Genomic DNA, 16548 nt, shown 5'->3' on the forward strand with positions numbered 1-16548 from the left:
CTTTTACGAGGCACCTTTTAAAATTCTCTCTTCTCATACAATTTCACTGAAACGAAGATAGATACTATGAACATGCAAATTGAACTAACGAATAACACGCTGTTGTATAGTTGAATTTGTTCCAGGTTGATTTGAAACAAAGTTTCTAAAATAACAATCGGCGCCATGAATATTACTATCGTAATAAAAATAGTTTTTTTATACCCTAGCCAAAACGATATCGGTAAAACAAAGCTTAAATACACTAAAATAAAGCTAATACTAGCAACCATTGTCGTTTCAATAAATTCAAATAGGTTAACCCCATTCTTCATTCCCATCGTGAAACAACCGACCGTTACGCTTATAAAAAGAATAATAATTGCTACTATATATTTCGCATATACAATTTGTTTTCTCAATATTGGCAAACTACTTACTGTAACTTCACTCTCATTTTTACTATCTGCTTCAAATGTTTTTACTGTTGCCCCAATTGTAATAATTACTGACATAATTATGAACAGATTTTCCGTATCTGTTAAAGCCATATAAAAGAAAACAGGATACAATATGTACCAAATTAAAAATTTCCATTGAATGATGAAATCTTTTAAAATTAGTTGTTTCAACACTATTCTCCTCTCTCTTACAAATCACGCTCACTATACAAATTAATTGAGAATAACATAGACATGATATATAAAAGAAGCAGCCCTGCTATAAAACAAATATTTACGACTACACTCGTGCTCCAAACATTCTCTACATCTAACCATACGTTACTTACAATCAGTCCACTTAAATACCCAAATGCTATTCCGATAAAAGGAGCAATTTGTTTTGCACTGTTATACCCTACTGAGAATTCAATCGGAAGTACAATTATGCTACAAACAAGCCCACCTGTTATACCTCCGAGAATTTCTCCCCACAGCATAAATCCAGTTATATGTTCATTTTGTAACTGAATCAAACCAACCACAAGTGAGAGAATCCCCCCTAACGCAACTAAAATACTTACAAATATGTATTTTGCTATGACAATTTCTTTACGTTGTAACGGTAAACTATTTACTATTATTTCACTTTTATTTTTCCCCTCATAACTCATTGACAGTACCATGCCAAGAAAAGGTATAGATAAGCTAATCGTCATAAGGAAGCTATCACTACGAAAATCAACAATAGCAAGGAAAAACAAACATATAAGATACGCAAACCCTAACTTTCTTTGCAACACTATATCTTTTAAGACTAATTGCTTGATCATGTTTTACCCTCCTAATATGAAAATGTCCCTTCTATAACTCTGCCTCCTGAAACATTTTCATTGAGAGAAACATTGATATGACTATACTTACTAACACTCCGATACCAAGAACACTCATTGCTAGTGTAGCCTCTTGAGAGTGGAGTACTTTTAACATAATTATTTCATCACCAAAAATATTGCACATAAGGCCAATCATACCCATTAAAGGAAAAATCATAATCACATTCAAGACAGTAATAGCTTTATATCCTCCAATGTAATTAGTAGGTATCGTTACTACACAATAAATCAAAGTTGCTACTATTGCTGAAAATATTGCATATCCAGGAATAACTATATCTCTGTCCAACAAAATATTTCCTAATATTACGACTATAGAAGTTATGCTCAAACCGACTATAATAAATAATGTGCTTGAAATATATTTAGCTATAACTATCTCTTTTCTCATTATCGGCAAACTCACTAATACTTTTTCTATTTTACTTTTCTCGTCATAATAAAAAGAAATATATATAATCGTACTACATGTTATAAATAATCCTATTGCAATCCCCATCGGTTCTACGGAATTTCTAAAAACAGATAAAATAGGTATTAAAAAATAGAAAGGAAACATCTTCTTCTGTAAGAAAAACTCCTTCAAAATCAACTGTTGCATCTGAATTCCCCTCTCTATAAATCACGCGTTTCATAAATTTTAATTGTAAGAAACATAGAAATAATATAGACACTAGCTAATATAATTCCTCCAAGTATAAATACACCAATATGCATTGGATTCATAATCCACTCAATGAATGAAGGTGCTGTTTCATTTAGCCCATCACTAATAAATATCCAAAAGATTCCCCCCACTCCTATTGATGCTGCTGATACTATACTTCTTACTACCTTCGATTTTGTACCATAATAACTAGGGAAAAACGTGACAACCAAAAATACGGCGTAAACAACTCCATTTATTACTTCATACCATGGAATTTCAATGTATAGATTAGGATGATATGCGCCGATATCACCAATGACCACAATGCCTCTTATAAGAAAAACAACTAGCATAGTAGAGATCATGCCACCTACAATGAATATTGCACTGGAAATATATCTAGCAATAATGATATCCTTTCGACTTACCGGTAAACTATTTATAATAATGTCACTTTTATTCCTTTCATCCATAAAGATTAACGTCATAACGGAGGAAAGAGTTATAAATAGACAACTCATCGGAACTAACAATTCACCACTTGGATCTAACATAAATAACACAAGGGGCACAATAAGATTCACTAACCAAGTTACCCGAAAAAAGAATAAATCTTTATAGATGAGCTGACGCATAGGCACCTCTCCCTTTCGCAGTGTAAACGATGATATCATCTAATGTAGGTTTTTCTAATATTACTTCTTGCCCAAACCAGTCTATAATTGCTTGTTTTTCCTTTGCTAAACCTTCGAAACCAAATTTATTTTTTCGTAATCCAACAAATAGTTCTTTTCCTTCTCGATCTAATAAATCATTGCTTCCCTTTACGATTACGTAGTTCTCCATTAATTCATCTTTTTCACCAGTAAATATAATTTCTCCATCGTTGATAAACGTAATATAATCTGCAATACGTTCTAAATCCGTTGTAATGTGGGTTGAGAATAATACAGATACTTCATCTTCCATTACAATTTCTTGCAACATATCAAGTAATTCACTTCGGACAACTGGATCTAATCCTGCTGTTGGTTCATCCATAATAATGAATTCCGCATGGTGTGAAAGTGCGATTGCAATCGCAAATTTCATTTTCATCCCTTTGGATAACTCTTTAATCTTTTTATACGTTGGAACTTGTAATCTCTGCATATACGATTGATACTGCTTTTCGTCCCACTTTTTATATAACGGTGCAATAATCCGTTTCATTTGCTCACACGTTAAATCTTCGTAATAATGATTTTCATCATACACAAAACCGATATTTTGTTTTATTTCCTTTTCGGCTTTCTTATTGTCCTTACCAAAAATTTTTATATCACCGCTCTCTTTTCTGATTAAATTCATAATCATTTTGATCGTCGTACTTTTTCCAGCTCCATTCGGTCCGATAAATCCCATAATATATCCACGTGGCAATGTAAAACTTACATTTTTCACTGAGAAATCTTGATAAGTTTTACAAACGTTTTTTAGCTCTAACATCTCTTATTCCCCCTTGTATAAACACGCAATCATCTGTTGCAACTCTTCCAGTGAAAGCTGCAACACTTTACTTTCATTCACAATCTCTTCCACTTTACTTTCCAATAGACGTAGCCGCTGTTCTTTTAATAGTTCATTATTTTTACGTGAAACATATGTCCCCTTCCCAGCAACAGTTTCTATATATCCTTCTTTTTCAAGCTCCTCGTATGCACGCTTCGTTGTAATTACACTAATTTGTAATTCCTTCGCTAAGCTACGAATAGACGGTAATTGGTCTCCACCCTTTAAACCACCATTTAAAATAAGCTGGCTTAATTGTTTTCTTATTTGCACATAAATAGGGTCTTGGGAAGAATTCGAAATAATAATATTCATGTTTTCCTCCAGTGTGTGTATATACTGTATATACCTTGTATACACAGTATATACACAACATCCTATTTTTGGCAAGAAAAAAAGACCAACATTTTCCTGTTGGTCTTTCGTATATGTATCACTTTTCAAAGCGATCTAACATTTCGTCTCTCATTCCGAAACTAACAACCGCAATTCCTACATACATAAAAAGAAGGAATGCTGGATGAACTGTATTGTACCAGCTGCTATCAACAATTAAATAAATCGTTAACGCCACAACAAGAACAAACGCTAAAATAAACATATAAAAGTGTCTTGTATTACCCATGATAAACTCCTCTCTTCTCTCTTCACCATTCAACAGTATATTGTATCGAATAATTCGATATGACTCAAGGTTAACTTTCTGTTATGTAATCAAGTTCTACCTTTACAATGTCCTCACACGCTATTGAAATGATTGTTCCTTGTTTATCAATCGCTGTCACTTCTCTATTATCCATTACACGGTGCGCTACTCTTTCTAACACTTTCCCTTGGTCTCGGTAACAAAATTCTTTTACATCTTTAATTGTTTCTCCATTTTCTAAATGGTATACCATTCTATAACATCGATATCCCACACTTCCACCCCCGTCTTGCTCGTTTTTTCACATATACATAAAAATGAGTAATTTCTACCTCATCACATCTTCTTAATTTCAATAAAATTCTAACAAAAATAAATACTTTTATCAAACCGACTTTTTCAACAAAAACACCTATAAAACCGCACCTTTACAGCAATAAGAAACAAAAAATATAAATTTTCAACATTTTTTCATTCTAGCCACACCAATTTTGCAAAAAAAAGAACCCGCATGTAGCGAGTTCTTTTTTTCCAATCACACTTGTACAGGTGCTAGCTTTTCATAACGTAAAACTGGTTTACGAGCAGCCAATGTTTCATCTAAACGTTTTATTACTGTTGTATGTGGTGCTTCTTGTACAACTTCTGGATTTTCTTCTACCTCTTTAGCAATTTGAATCATCTTATCAATGAAACCATCTAATGTTTCTTTTGATTCTGTTTCTGTTGGCTCAATCATAATACATTCTTCCACATTTAATGGGAAGTAAATTGTTGGTGGATGGTAACCGAAATCAAGCAGACGTTTTGCAATATCTAATGTACGTACACCAAGTTTCTTTTGACGACGACCAGATAATACAAATTCATGCTTGCAATGTCTATCGAACGGAAGATCATAGAATGGTGCTAATCTTCTCATCATATAGTTCGCATTTAATACAGCATACTCAGTTACTGCACGCAAGCCATCTGGGCCCATAGAACGAATATATGTGTATGCACGAACGTTAATTCCGAAGTTACCATAGAATGGTTTTACGCGCCCAATTGCTTCTGGACGATCATAGTTAAAGTGATAGCCATTTTCTGTTTTCTCTAAAATCGGTTTTGGTAAGTACGGAATTAAATCAGCTTTCACACCTACTGGACCAGAACCTGGGCCACCGCCGCCGTGAGGACCTGTAAATGTTTTATGAAGGTTTAAATGCACAACGTCAAATCCCATATCTCCTGGGCGCGCTTGGCTTAATACCGCATTTAAGTTTGCACCATCATAGTATAATTTACCGCCTGCGTTATGGACGATTTCTGCCATTTCTAAAATATTTTCTTCGAATAGGCCTAATGTATTTGGATTTGTTAACATAAGTGCTGCTGTTTCTTCGTTTACAACACGTTTTAAATCATCTAAGTCAACAAGACCATGTTCATTTGATTTCACCGTAATTGTTTCAAAACCAGCTACTGTTGCAGACGCCGGGTTTGTCCCGTGAGCAGAGTCAGGAACAATTACTTTCGTACGGTTAAAGTCACCGTTCGCTTCATGATATGCACGAATCAACATTAATCCTGTCCATTCTCCGTGTGCACCAGCTGCTGGTTGTAACGTAACAGTATCCATACCTGTAATTTCAATTAAATGTTCTTGTAAGTCATACATTAATTCCATTGCACCTTGCACTGTCTTTTCATCTTGAAGTGGATGAATATTTGCAAATCCTGCGAAACGAGCTACGTTTTCATTAATTTTAGGATTATACTTCATCGTACAAGACCCAAGTGGATAGAATCCTGAATCCACACCGTGGTTACGGTTTGAAAGCGCTGTGTAATGGCGCATAATATCAAGTTCAGATACTTCTGGAAGCTCTGCATCTTCTACTCGAATATAATCACTCTCAAACACATCTTCTAATTTTACTTCTTCTACATCTAATTTGGGTAAGCTATATCCTACGCGTCCTTCTTTAGTCACTTCAAAAATAAGTGCTTGGTCTTGGTTCTTCATTGGATAGCCCCCATTTCGTTTACAAGTGTGTCAATTTCCTCTTTTGTACGAAGCTCTGTTACTGCTACAAGCATATGATTTTCATGCTCTTTATAATCACGGCCTAGGTCGTAACCACCGATAATATTCTTTTGTATTAATACATCATTTATTTCTTTAACTGGACGTTTGCAATCTACAACAAATTCATTAAAGAATGGTCCAGCGAACGTTACAGTGAAGCCTTTCGCTTCGAATTGACGTTTTGCATATTGTGCTTTAGAAATGTTTTGACGTGCCATTTCTTTTACACCTTGTTTGCCAAGTGCCGTCATTGCAACAGAAGCTGCTAATGCATTTAACGCTTGGTTTGAACAAATGTTAGACGTCGCTTTATCACGGCGAATATGCTGTTCACGTGCTTGTAACGTTAATACAAATCCACGTTTACCATCTGAATCTACAGTTTGTCCGACAAGACGTCCTGGAATTTTACGCATAAATGCTTTCGTTGTTGCAAAGTAACCACAGTGCGGTCCACCAAACTGCGTTGGGATACCGAATGGTTGTGCATCACCGATTACAACATCAGCACCGAATTTTCCTGGCGGTGTTAATGCGCCTAATGATAATGGATTTGAAGAAACGATAAATAATGATTTTTGTTGATGAACGATTTTTTCGATATCAGCTAACTTTTCCACTTGTCCGAAGAAGTTTGGATATTGAACGATTACACAAGCAGCTGTATCATCTACTTCACTTTGTAATACTTCTAAATCTGTTACACCGTTTTTATGATCAATTTCAACAACTTCAAGATTTTGACCTTTTGCATATGTTTCAAGTACCGCTCTTGATTCTGGATGAACTGCCTTAGATACAAGAATTTTCTTTTTGCGAGTATGACCAGCTGCTAGCATTGCCGCTTCAGCTAAAGCTGTACCTCCGTCATACATAGAAGAGTTTGCTACATCCATTCCTGTTAATTCACAAATCATTGTTTGGAATTCAAAAATTGCTTGTAATTCCCCTTGTGAAATTTCTGGTTGGTATGGTGTGTAAGCTGTATAAAACTCTGAACGAGAAATAACATGATCAACAATTACTGGAGCGTAATGATCGTATACACCTGCTCCTAAGAAAGAAGCATATTCTTTTAAATTAGCATTTTTACTAGCCATTTGAGATAACTCTTTTAAAAGCTCTGGCTCTGATTTTGCTTCTTTAATTTTTAAATCCCCTTTAAAACGAACACTCTCTGGAATATCAGAGAATAATTCGTCGATCGTTTGAACGCCGATCGTTTGTAACATTTCTTTTTTGTCTTCTTCTGTCATTGGAAGATAACGATGCAACATGAAATCTACCCCTCTCCCCGTTACTTTGAACGTTTATAAAATGGTGTTGGAACAACTACTGCTTTGACGCGTTTATTACGAATTTCAATTTCTACTTCTGTATCAACTGCTGCGTATTTTACATCAATTAGTGCTAAACCAATGCTTTTCTTTAACGTTGGAGATTGTGTACCACTCGTTACTTCCCCGATTTTTTCTTCTCCTATAAATACAGGGTAATGCGTACGAGGAATACCGCGTTCGATTACTTCGATGCCGACTAATTTACGAGATGCACCGTTTTCTTTTTGCTCTTTTAACGTTTCTTTTCCAAAGAAATCTGCTTCTTTATTTGGTTTTACCGCAAAGCCAATTCCCGCTTCAATCGGTGTAATATCTTTTGATAACTCCTGTCCGTATAACGGAAGTGTTGCTTCGAAGCGAAGTGTATCACGAGCACCTAAGCCACATGGTTTTAAGCCCTCTTCTGCTCCCACTTCAAGAAGTTTCTCCCAAAGTTTTGCTGCATCTTCACTCTTACAGTAAATTTCGAATCCATCTTCACCTGTGTAACCTGTACGAGATACAAGTGCAGGAATTCCATCTACAAGAATATTATTTTTAAATTTAAAGAACTTAATTTCTTTCAAATCTTCTGACACAACTTTTTGTAAAATGCCTTCTGCTTTTGGTCCTTGAATTGCAAGCTGCGCAACTTCACTAGAAACATTGACTACTTTCGCATCGCCAATTACATGGCTAGCTAACCATTCGTAATCTTTCTCGATATTTGACGCATTGATTACTAATAAATAGTCTTCTTCACCACGTTTGTAGATTAATAAATCATCTACTGTGCCACCATTTTCATAGCACATAGCTGTATATTGTGCGCCCCCTACCTTTAAGGTAGATACGTCATTTGTAACAACACGTTGTAAAAATGCTAAACTATCTACACCTTTTACCTCTACTTCTCCCATATGAGATACATCGAACAAACCTGCTCCTGTACGTACAGCTTCATGTTCCTCTTTAATGCTTGAAAATTGAACTGGTAATTCCCAACCACCGAAGTCGACTGTTTTCCCACCATACTTCGCGTATACATCAAATAACGGTGTACGTTGTAATGTAATCATGCTCTTTCCCCCTTATGCTCTGACAAATCAATAAAAGTTGCTTCCCATATCTAAACATTTTCATTCTGAAAAGATAGGATATACGGAATCTCACTATATTTTTTTATGAAAGCGTAAATAAAAAAGTGCTTTCTTGGATAAAATACGAAAGATTCCACACATTTCACACCATTATCCTAACATCATTCGCTATATTTCATCAATATTCTAGCATAAAAAATAATTTAGAATTTTTTATTCTTAATCCTATTAAATACAACTTTTAAGATTTAGACCTTTATCGTTGTCTATTCTTTAACTTTTAGTAATTGTGATAGCGCCTTATTACAAGGCTTATAATAAAGATTTTTTTAATAATCACTTTAGTTTATAAAAGGTGGGAGAGTCTTAATGAATGTCGATATTTCCGTAGATCGAACGTGGCAAAATAATTTTTTAAAAAGAATTGATGAAGATGGCCCTTGGACAAATTGGGATTTATATCATTTAGCTTATAAAACAGAGAAATCGTTACTCGTCCCTACTTTTGATGGATTGCAAGCACCGAAACATTTATCACATTTCACGCCGCTTCCACATCAATTAGAGGTCGCTCAAAATGTCATTGAACAAATGAATGGTAAAGCGATTCTAGCAGACGAAGTCGGACTTGGAAAAACGATTGAAGCTGGACTTATTTTAAAAGAATATATGGTTCGAGGACTTGTAAAAAAGGTACTCATTCTCGTTCCAGCTTCTCTCGTATCTCAATGGGCGTATGAACTAAACACAAAATTTTTTATTCCTGCGGTCGCTCAAAAGAAAAGTTATTCTTGGGAACAAGCTGATGTCATCGTTTCATCAATCGATACTGCGAAACGTTCACCGCATCGCGATATCGTTTTAAACCTAGAGTATGACCTTATTATTATCGATGAAGCACATAAACTAAAAAATAATAAAACAAAAAACTATGAATTTGCACAGCGATTAAAAAAGAAGTTTTGTTTATTACTAACTGCAACTCCTGTTCAAAATAAAATCGATGAAATCTTCAACCTCGTTTCTTTATTAAAACCAGGTCATTTAGGCAATCAATCTAATTTTGAAGAATATTACGCTTCTAAAAATCGTTCCACTGAATCCGATGAAGATTTAAAAGCTCTTATCAATAAAGTAATGGTTCGAAATAGACGCAATAACACTGGCATTGATTGGCCGAAGAGGCATGTACGAACAATCTTCGTTGAATTCAATGAAGAAGAACAAGCTTTGTATAATGAAATTGAAAATTGGCGTGGACAAGATGCCGTCACATCTGCTTTCTCATCCTTAACTTTAAAACGGGAAGCATGTAGTAGTCGTGAAGCTGTTTACTATTCACTAAAAAAACATGTAGAAAAAAGACAGAAAGAAAATGAGCACTACATAAAGGACCCACATATTGATGTGCTGATGGACAAAATTAATCATATTCCGTTCAACTCCAAAGCAAATAAAGCACTAGAGCTTATAAAAGAAGTTGACGATAAAGTCATTATCTTCACTGAATATAGAGCTTCACAAATGTATTTACAATGGTTCTTACAACAACATGGCATTTCCTCTGTTCCATTTCGCGGTGGATTTAAGCGCGGGAAGAAAGATTGGATGAAGGAGCTTTTCCAAAATCATGCCCAAGTATTAATTGCGACCGAAGCTGGTGGTGAAGGAATTAACTTACAATTTTGTAGCCATATGATTAATTACGACTTACCGTGGAATCCAATGCGACTCGAGCAAAGGATTGGACGTATTCACCGTCTTGGACAAAAAAATGATGTTCATATTTATAACTTAGCAACAAAGCACACTGTTGAAGAGCACATTTTAAAACTACTATATGAAAAAATTAATTTATTTGAACGTGTAATCGGTGAACTCGATGAAATTTTAACGAGAATCAACATGAAAAATATTGATGCGCATATTCAAGAAATTTTCGCGCAGTCAAAAAGCGAAGGTGAAATTCGAATCAAGATGGAAAATTTAACATCTATTATCGATTTTGCGAAGCGCAATGAAGCAGAGGTGCAAGACTATGCAGCAAAATGAAATTCATAATTACTTATATAACTTTTTTGAGGCGAATAACTGCGAAATTTTAGAACGTTCCCCTCACCTATTAGACGTGCAGTTAACAATTGAAATGGATAAATTATTAATGAACCGCCCTTTCTATTGGCACTATCTTGAAAAAACAGGAGGCGTTCCGAACCCGATGCGCCTTACTCTTATTACAAATCCAGAAAACGAAGAAAACGACGGTGAACTTATTCATTACGGTTCACCCCGTTTGCATCAAATATTTGAAACAACAAAAGAACTAGGTTCATACATACGTTTATATGAGGAAGTGAAACATAGCGGGGCAACTCATACCCCCCTTCATCCTTGGCTTGGTGTAAATATAAAAGTATCTTATCAATGCGACCGAAAAAAAGACATACTTCATTCCATCGGTATTCATCTTATTTCCGGGACAATGATTGCAAACTTTCACGACACTTTAGCAGAGATCAAACTCACACCGAAAATACCTGACTTTTGTTTTACCCTCTCACCTATCATTAAGCCACAAAGTGGCTTACAACGTATAGAGGATGCTTTAAAAAGTATAATCGCTGAAGATGACCACACGTGGGCAAAAGAAGCGAGAGTGCGTTGGAATCACGATTTAGACCTTTTAAATCGATTTTACGAAGATAGCGATGAACTTCCAGAAAGCTATGAAATTGAAAAGCAAGCATTACAAGAACAATACGAACCACGCATTACAATACAAATTATAAACGGTGGTCTCTTTTATGTTACCGCAAATCATTTTCTATCTTAAAGAAAGCTCCTTCAGATTGAAGGAGCTTCTTTTAAGATATGTTCCCAGCCTATTCTCTATCTTCATTACGCTCTTGCTGTTTTTTCTCTGTCATACGTTTCTGATATGCACGATCCTTTGCACTTACATGGTTTGCATCAGTTGGAAGATTTTCTTTTGAACGACCAATTCCATTACTCATCTTTTTCGCCTCCTTTTTGCATGTTTCAAAATGCATCTTTATTTTCAGCTAGAGGCACAATCCTTATACAAAAAAATAAGAGCAGCCAGTAGCTGCTCTTACTCATTCACGTACTTTTGAAACATATCATGGATGCCTTGATTTACGAGGTTCGAGATCTGTTCGTCAGATTTATTCGGATAACGATCACGTAATCTGATAGATGCCTTCACCATTAAATTTTCTAATACAGAACGGCCACCTTCTCCATAAATAATTTCAGCATACTTAACCAGTCTTCCATCCTCTAATGTTGCTGGATTATGATTGAAGAAAAATTTACTCATTGTCTCCACCTCTCTCTTTGATAACGTTTACATTTATATAGATTATTTATGTTATTTATTTCACAATATTGTATGCATGTATATTTAATTGGTTTCATTATAAAGCAACATATCAATAGTAAATATGTGATTTTCCGTCCATTTTGTGAACAAACCAAAAATGAAAGCGTTTCCTTTATTATATACTAAAAAAACTTACTACGCTAGGGGCAATTTTTTAATCTACTAATCATCTACTTTTCTTTTTTTCATTAACCTTATACAATTTTCAGAAATTATATTATAAAATATATGTATGACTTAAGGAGGCCATGTATGAATCAAAATAAAAAAGCTATATTAGATCTTGTCTTTTATCTCGTATTCCCATTCCTCATTTGGAAATTTGCAAAACCTTATATCGATCCTTATTACGCAATGTTAATTTCCTCTGTTCCGGGGATTATTTATACACTGTATACCTTTAAAAAAGAAAAACAGCTTAACGTTACAGGGTTCTTTATTTTAATTACACTTATTTCTAATACAGCGGTAGACTTAATATCTGGGTCGGCTGAACGAATGCTATGGAATGATGCATATTATCATATCGTACTTGGCTGCATCGTTATATGTACAATCTTTATAAAAAAACCACTCATGTTATATTTCGCAGCTGATATCGCAGCACTGCAAGGTCATGATCGTGATAAAAGCCGTGAGCTTTATCGTGATAGTCGTATATATCCAGCACTGCAATATTTAACACTATTTTTCGGCCTTCAATTTATATTAAAAAGCTTCTTGAAAATCTATTTCATCTCTGTTTTCGGTGTAGATGGATATGGTGAAATGAGAGCTATTATGACCGCTGTTGGCTGGGGGATTTCTATTTGTATCGGAATTGGATTTGTATGGGTAAACAATAAAATACATGCGGTTACTGAGGAAAAAGAGTCTGTGCAATAAACAAAAATCCCCTAGCATCTTGTTATACTAGGGGATTTTTGTTTTGCTAAACATATTACGAAAAAGTTAGCTTGATTTTTTTCTTTTATTTTTTACATTTCGATAAAACAAAGCAGCGCTCAGTGGCATAACACCAAACCATTTATTTAAGAATGGCTCTTTCTCCGCACGACGTTGTTGTTTCTGTTGTTTTCGATCCTCTTTTGGAGCATCCATATATGACACAAATTGCTGTGTCACAAAGCGTACATAATCATTAGTAGACATATTATCATCACCTCTACTTGATTAGTATGTCCACTTTTTTATTCATTAATCTTTTGCTTTAATTCATTCATAATTTGCTTTACCGACTTATTTGTCGTATCGATATGAATATCAGCCTCTTCATAATACGCTCGGCGCGATTCAAATTTCGTTATAAATGCATCTATATCTTTCTTCTGAAATAGTGGACGTGTCGTATCTTCACGAAGCCTTTCTGCAATTACATGTGGATCGCAATATAAATACACAACAGTTCCATTTTCCTTCATCCACTTTCGATTTTCCTCTCGTTCAATAATCCCTCCACCAGTTGTCATAATTACATTCTGAACCGGTAGTGAACGTAACATTTCACTTTCATATTCACGAAAAGCCATTTCGCCTTCTTCTGCAAAAATATACCGAATCGCCTTCTCTTTCTGCTCTTCGATTTTTTGATCTGTATCTACAACTTCCATATGGAGTTCTTTACTTAACGCTTTTCCAATTGTTGTTTTCCCGACTCCCATATAGCCGGTTATGTATATAGATTTCATTTTCGTTCCTCTCAATCATCCGTTATTATTTGTTATTATAACGAAAGATGTTACTTTATTTAATAAAAAAACGTTTTGTTCTTCTTGTAAAATGAAGAACAAAACGTAACATACTCGCTTTTACTTATAAGTACCTCTTCTCACCCACTGCGTTGCAATCCATTTCTCACCTTTCGTTACAGGTGCTCCTCCATGTAACGTAAGCTCATTTAGTGATTGATCTTGATAAAAGTACTCAAAGTATACTGCCATTCCCTTTCTAGGGTGTACAGAAAGATTTAATTTCGGAAAGAATGTTTCCCCGCCTTCTTCTACATCATTTAAGTACATCACAAGAGTACTTATACGATTATTAGCAGCTGACCTGCTATGTTCTGCAAAATAATCATAGTGCGCTTTATATTCTTGATCCACTTCATAATTTAAAATGTGCAATCCTTCTCCATGCGCTACAGGAACATTCGTGATAGATGAAATTCGTTTTTCAATCTTCGAAGTAAGTTCATTCTCTTCCAAAAATGCACCACTACTCGTTCGAATATCATTTACATCACGTGATGAACCAACTTTAGAACGTTTCATATCGCTTTTAGACAATTCAATCAATTCAGCGCACTCTTCATCACTTAATACATTTGCTAATACAACAATAAGAGGTTCTTCGAATTTTGAAATAATTTGTATTTCCCTATCCTCTGTCATAATCGTATTTCCTTTATGATCAAAAATAGTTTGTTCCTTATTTTCACCTATTTGATTGTTATTTGTCATTTTCTTATCTCCCTAGAAAAAATGATTGGATAGCATGAATATATCACATTCTTTCTACCTTTCTCTTTTTTGAGAAAATTTAAACTTTTAAACATCGTTCTTATCCCTTTCCTCAAAGAAATTGACTCCCTCCACAATAGAAACTCATGGTTCTTCTCCATATATTTTACATATTATCCTTCTACCCAATCAAATATTTTATTATCCTTTTTCCTATAGTGAAAGCTCACTGTATAGAAAACTCTCTGTTTTGTAACACATTGCAAAGAAATGATAATAACATCATTTTCAAAGACGTACTTTCCACTCACTTCTCCTCTTTCATACTGAAATAAAAAAACATCCTCTTTTTCTTTTTGCTGTAAGTCTCTTTTTATATCTGAAATAGCTCGATCAACAAGTTCCTCCATGAAAAAACTTTGTTCTATTTCAGAATAAAATTTTTTATCCGAAAGTAACATATTCGTTTCGTACATCAAAAATGAAATGAATAAAATAAGAAAAATAATTGTTCCTGGCATTACAAATCCATCTTGTTTTCTCATGTTTCTATCTCAATTTCACTATAGCGCACAGCCACGCCTTCATATATTTCACCACTTATATCTTTCACATATATATATATAACAAATGAGGTGTTAATTTATACGAAATCGCTTCAATCCTTTGTAATATAAATTCCCTTCCGCGCATATTTACTTTTCTTATTAAATTACTATTCAACTTTTCATACGTCACCTGATCACCATTACGAAGTTGGAAGCGTAAAATATTCCCACCGTTTTCTAACTCTATCTTCCTCCCACTTAATACTTCACGAAACTCTAATTGCATTTGTCCTAAAAACACATCCCACTCCCAGTCATTTAATCCTTTTGAATGTGTATTTTCTATCCCCATAATATGAAGACGCGGTAAAAGTAAAAAGAACATTGATAAAAGCAACAAACATGCAATCATTTCTATTAATGTAAATCCCGCTTCTTTTTTATTTTTCCTTTGCATAAAGGCATTGCTCCATCGCTTTTCCTCTCATATCTTTCCACATCGTACAAACTTCATCTCCTCTCCAATATGTGTAATATACAATTCCTTTTATGACTTGCTCTTTTACTCGCTTTTCCTCATTCTCATACTTAAATAAGGCCGCTTCTTTTTTTAATAATATTAATGCTTTATAGCTCATTTTTATATTTTTTCTTTCTTGCATAATTAATAATGTTTGCGGGAGCAATAACAATACCGCCATCATTATTAAACTTAACGCTACAACCATTTCAACCATTACTGATCCTTTTTGACACTTCACGATACGTAAATCTCCCTCTTCCAAGCTGAAATACAATCTCATATTTATACCCTCGATAGGAAAGTAAAATCGTACCACCCCTATTAATATTCCCGCTCGGATTATATGTCATTGGATTTGGAAAGGTATGCAGATCAATTTGGACATCTTTATCATATTCTCCCTTAGCAATTAAAAGGGCTGTCTCCGATTCCGAAATATAATACATATGTTTCTCTTTAAACCAGCGTAACGTATAATGTTTTTGACGCTTAATCGCTAACTGCTGCATATACAAAATATCATTTGAAAACTGTTTCAAAAACTGCTCAACTTTTTGTTTTTCATGTAATGAAGTAACGTTAAAATGCGTAACAACACTCAGTACAGAAATAGCAAATAAGACAAGTAGCATTTCTAAAAGAGTAAAACCTTTTTGCTTCACGATTTCCCAGCTGATACCGTACCATCATCGGAAATATGGATTGGTTCACCTTTCGGGCAAGTTTTTGAAGTAATATACTTTCCTGTTTCAAGTTCCTCTATTGATGGAATCTTATTATGTTGCAAGTGATATGCTTGTATTTGTGCTTCTATAGATTTCACATAGGCTGCACATCCTTTTCCTTGGACGGATGAGCGCTGTGTAACTACATTTGGAATAATTAATAGTAATAATACAGTTATGACAACCATAACTAATAACATTTCTAAAAGAGTAAAACCCTCCTCATTCTGCATGTA

24 protein-coding genes and 1 pseudogene are annotated in these 16548 nt (G+C 34.5%); 4 read left to right on the plus strand and 21 right to left on the minus strand.

Annotated features, from left to right (window positions below; all coding sequences use genetic code 11):
• Positions 1 to 17: 17 nt before the first annotated feature.
• The 11 genes from AC1DKZ_RS02925 to gcvT form a co-directional block, all read right to left on the minus strand.
• Entirely contained in the window at positions 18 to 614 is a 597-nt protein-coding gene (locus AC1DKZ_RS02925) for an ABC-2 transporter permease (protein WP_476995624.1), read from the minus strand.
• Positions 615 to 628: 14 nt separating this feature from the next.
• Positions 629 to 1252 carry an ABC-2 transporter permease gene (locus tag AC1DKZ_RS02930; protein WP_476995625.1) on the minus strand — a complete coding sequence of 208 codons (624 nt, stop codon included), beginning with the start codon at positions 1250 to 1252 and terminating at the stop codon, positions 629 to 631.
• Positions 1253 to 1283: 31 nt separating this feature from the next.
• Positions 1284 to 1916 carry an ABC-2 transporter permease gene (locus AC1DKZ_RS02935; RefSeq protein ID WP_012261704.1) on the minus strand — a complete coding sequence of 211 codons (633 nt, stop codon included), beginning with the start codon at positions 1914 to 1916 and terminating at the stop codon, positions 1284 to 1286.
• A 14-nt stretch (positions 1917 to 1930) separates the two neighbouring features.
• Entirely contained in the window at positions 1931 to 2599 is a 669-nt protein-coding gene (locus AC1DKZ_RS02940; RefSeq protein ID WP_476995626.1) for an ABC-2 transporter permease, read from the minus strand.
• On the minus strand, positions 2580 to 3452 hold the full coding sequence (locus tag AC1DKZ_RS02945) for an ABC transporter ATP-binding protein (RefSeq protein WP_476995627.1): 873 nt from the start codon (positions 3450 to 3452) through the stop codon (positions 2580 to 2582). Before AC1DKZ_RS02945 ends, AC1DKZ_RS02940 begins: the two co-directional genes overlap by 20 nt.
• A gap of 3 nt (positions 3453 to 3455) precedes the next feature.
• Positions 3456 to 3830: a GntR family transcriptional regulator gene (locus AC1DKZ_RS02950; protein ID WP_002190660.1), complete on the minus strand. Its 375-nt coding sequence runs from the start codon at positions 3828 to 3830 to the stop codon at positions 3456 to 3458.
• A gap of 118 nt (positions 3831 to 3948) precedes the next feature.
• A complete protein-coding gene (locus AC1DKZ_RS02955) occupies positions 3949 to 4140 on the minus strand; it encodes a hypothetical protein (RefSeq protein WP_002088608.1) in 192 nt (63 codons plus the stop codon).
• A gap of 70 nt (positions 4141 to 4210) precedes the next feature.
• Positions 4211 to 4414, minus strand: coding sequence for a DUF3929 family protein (locus AC1DKZ_RS02960; protein ID WP_000262495.1), 204 nt, complete (start codon positions 4412 to 4414; stop codon positions 4211 to 4213).
• Between the two features lie 282 nt (positions 4415 to 4696).
• Positions 4697 to 6172: an aminomethyl-transferring glycine dehydrogenase subunit 2 gene (gene gcvPB / locus AC1DKZ_RS02965; RefSeq protein ID WP_002122485.1), complete on the minus strand. Its 1476-nt coding sequence runs from the start codon at positions 6170 to 6172 to the stop codon at positions 4697 to 4699.
• Positions 6169 to 7512 (minus strand): aminomethyl-transferring glycine dehydrogenase subunit 1, encoded by a 1344-nt coding sequence (gene gcvPA / locus AC1DKZ_RS02970; RefSeq protein WP_476995628.1) that lies wholly within the window; start codon positions 7510 to 7512, stop codon positions 6169 to 6171. Before gcvPA ends, gcvPB begins: the two co-directional genes overlap by 4 nt.
• Positions 7513 to 7532: 20 nt before the next feature.
• Positions 7533 to 8633 carry a glycine cleavage system aminomethyltransferase GcvT gene (gene gcvT / locus AC1DKZ_RS02975; protein WP_002034013.1) on the minus strand — a complete coding sequence of 367 codons (1101 nt, stop codon included), beginning with the start codon at positions 8631 to 8633 and terminating at the stop codon, positions 7533 to 7535.
• Positions 8634 to 9023: 390 nt separating this feature from the next.
• Between gcvT and AC1DKZ_RS02980 the strand changes: the two genes are divergently transcribed.
• Entirely contained in the window at positions 9024 to 10706 is a 1683-nt protein-coding gene (locus AC1DKZ_RS02980) for a DEAD/DEAH box helicase (protein ID WP_002015016.1), read from the plus strand.
• Positions 10693 to 11487: a YqhG family protein gene (locus AC1DKZ_RS02985; protein ID WP_002088611.1), complete on the plus strand. Its 795-nt coding sequence runs from the start codon at positions 10693 to 10695 to the stop codon at positions 11485 to 11487. Before AC1DKZ_RS02980 ends, AC1DKZ_RS02985 begins: the two co-directional genes overlap by 14 nt.
• A 49-nt stretch (positions 11488 to 11536) precedes the next feature.
• Here AC1DKZ_RS02985 and AC1DKZ_RS02990 read toward each other — a convergent pair whose 3' ends face one another.
• Complete coding sequence (locus AC1DKZ_RS02990) at positions 11537 to 11668, minus strand: hypothetical protein (protein ID WP_002088613.1); 132 nt, start codon at positions 11666 to 11668, stop codon at positions 11537 to 11539.
• Between the two features lie 98 nt (positions 11669 to 11766).
• Positions 11767 to 11994 carry a hypothetical protein gene (locus AC1DKZ_RS02995; RefSeq protein WP_000032698.1) on the minus strand — a complete coding sequence of 76 codons (228 nt, stop codon included), beginning with the start codon at positions 11992 to 11994 and terminating at the stop codon, positions 11767 to 11769.
• Between the two features lie 72 nt (positions 11995 to 12066).
• Between AC1DKZ_RS02995 and AC1DKZ_RS03000 the strand changes: the two genes are divergently transcribed.
• Positions 12067 to 12183 (plus strand): GTP pyrophosphokinase, encoded by a 117-nt coding sequence (locus tag AC1DKZ_RS03000; RefSeq protein WP_080019198.1) that lies wholly within the window; start codon positions 12067 to 12069, stop codon positions 12181 to 12183.
• Positions 12184 to 12309: 126 nt separating this feature from the next.
• The gene (locus AC1DKZ_RS03005; RefSeq protein WP_002145755.1) at positions 12310 to 12942 is read left to right on the plus strand and encodes a VC0807 family protein; all 633 of its coding nucleotides are present in this window, start codon (positions 12310 to 12312) and stop codon (positions 12940 to 12942) included.
• Between the two features lie 66 nt (positions 12943 to 13008).
• Here AC1DKZ_RS03005 and AC1DKZ_RS03010 read toward each other — a convergent pair whose 3' ends face one another.
• The 8 genes and pseudogenes from AC1DKZ_RS03010 to comGC form a co-directional block, all read right to left on the minus strand.
• The gene (locus AC1DKZ_RS03010) at positions 13009 to 13209 is read right to left on the minus strand and encodes a YqzE family protein (RefSeq protein ID WP_002015009.1); all 201 of its coding nucleotides are present in this window, start codon (positions 13207 to 13209) and stop codon (positions 13009 to 13011) included.
• Between the two features lie 38 nt (positions 13210 to 13247).
• Positions 13248 to 13745 carry a shikimate kinase gene (locus tag AC1DKZ_RS03015; RefSeq protein ID WP_002138327.1) on the minus strand — a complete coding sequence of 166 codons (498 nt, stop codon included), beginning with the start codon at positions 13743 to 13745 and terminating at the stop codon, positions 13248 to 13250.
• A 120-nt stretch (positions 13746 to 13865) separates the two neighbouring features.
• Complete coding sequence (locus AC1DKZ_RS03020; RefSeq protein WP_476995629.1) at positions 13866 to 14516, minus strand: 2OG-Fe(II) oxygenase; 651 nt, start codon at positions 14514 to 14516, stop codon at positions 13866 to 13868.
• A gap of 173 nt (positions 14517 to 14689) precedes the next feature.
• Positions 14690 to 15061 (minus strand): competence type IV pilus minor pilin ComGG, encoded by a 372-nt coding sequence (comGG, locus tag AC1DKZ_RS03025; RefSeq protein WP_016096113.1) that lies wholly within the window; start codon positions 15059 to 15061, stop codon positions 14690 to 14692.
• A pseudogene (gene comGF, locus AC1DKZ_RS03030) lies at positions 15058 to 15521 on the minus strand (competence type IV pilus minor pilin ComGF). The gene comGG and the pseudogene comGF overlap by 4 nt, the downstream one beginning before the upstream one ends.
• A complete protein-coding gene (locus tag AC1DKZ_RS03035) occupies positions 15505 to 15801 on the minus strand; it encodes a type II secretion system protein (protein WP_476995721.1) in 297 nt (98 codons plus the stop codon). Before AC1DKZ_RS03035 ends, comGF begins: the two are co-directional and overlap by 17 nt.
• The gene (comGD, locus tag AC1DKZ_RS03040) at positions 15794 to 16249 is read right to left on the minus strand and encodes a competence type IV pilus minor pilin ComGD (RefSeq protein ID WP_002165074.1); all 456 of its coding nucleotides are present in this window, start codon (positions 16247 to 16249) and stop codon (positions 15794 to 15796) included. Before comGD ends, AC1DKZ_RS03035 begins: the two co-directional genes overlap by 8 nt.
• Positions 16246 to 16545, minus strand: coding sequence for a competence type IV pilus major pilin ComGC (gene comGC, locus AC1DKZ_RS03045; RefSeq protein ID WP_002088623.1), 300 nt, complete (start codon positions 16543 to 16545; stop codon positions 16246 to 16248). The genes comGD and comGC overlap by 4 nt, the downstream gene beginning before the upstream one ends.
• Positions 16546 to 16548: the final 3 nt, after the last annotated feature.

The organism is Bacillus sp. 05T21 (assembly GCF_056396785.1).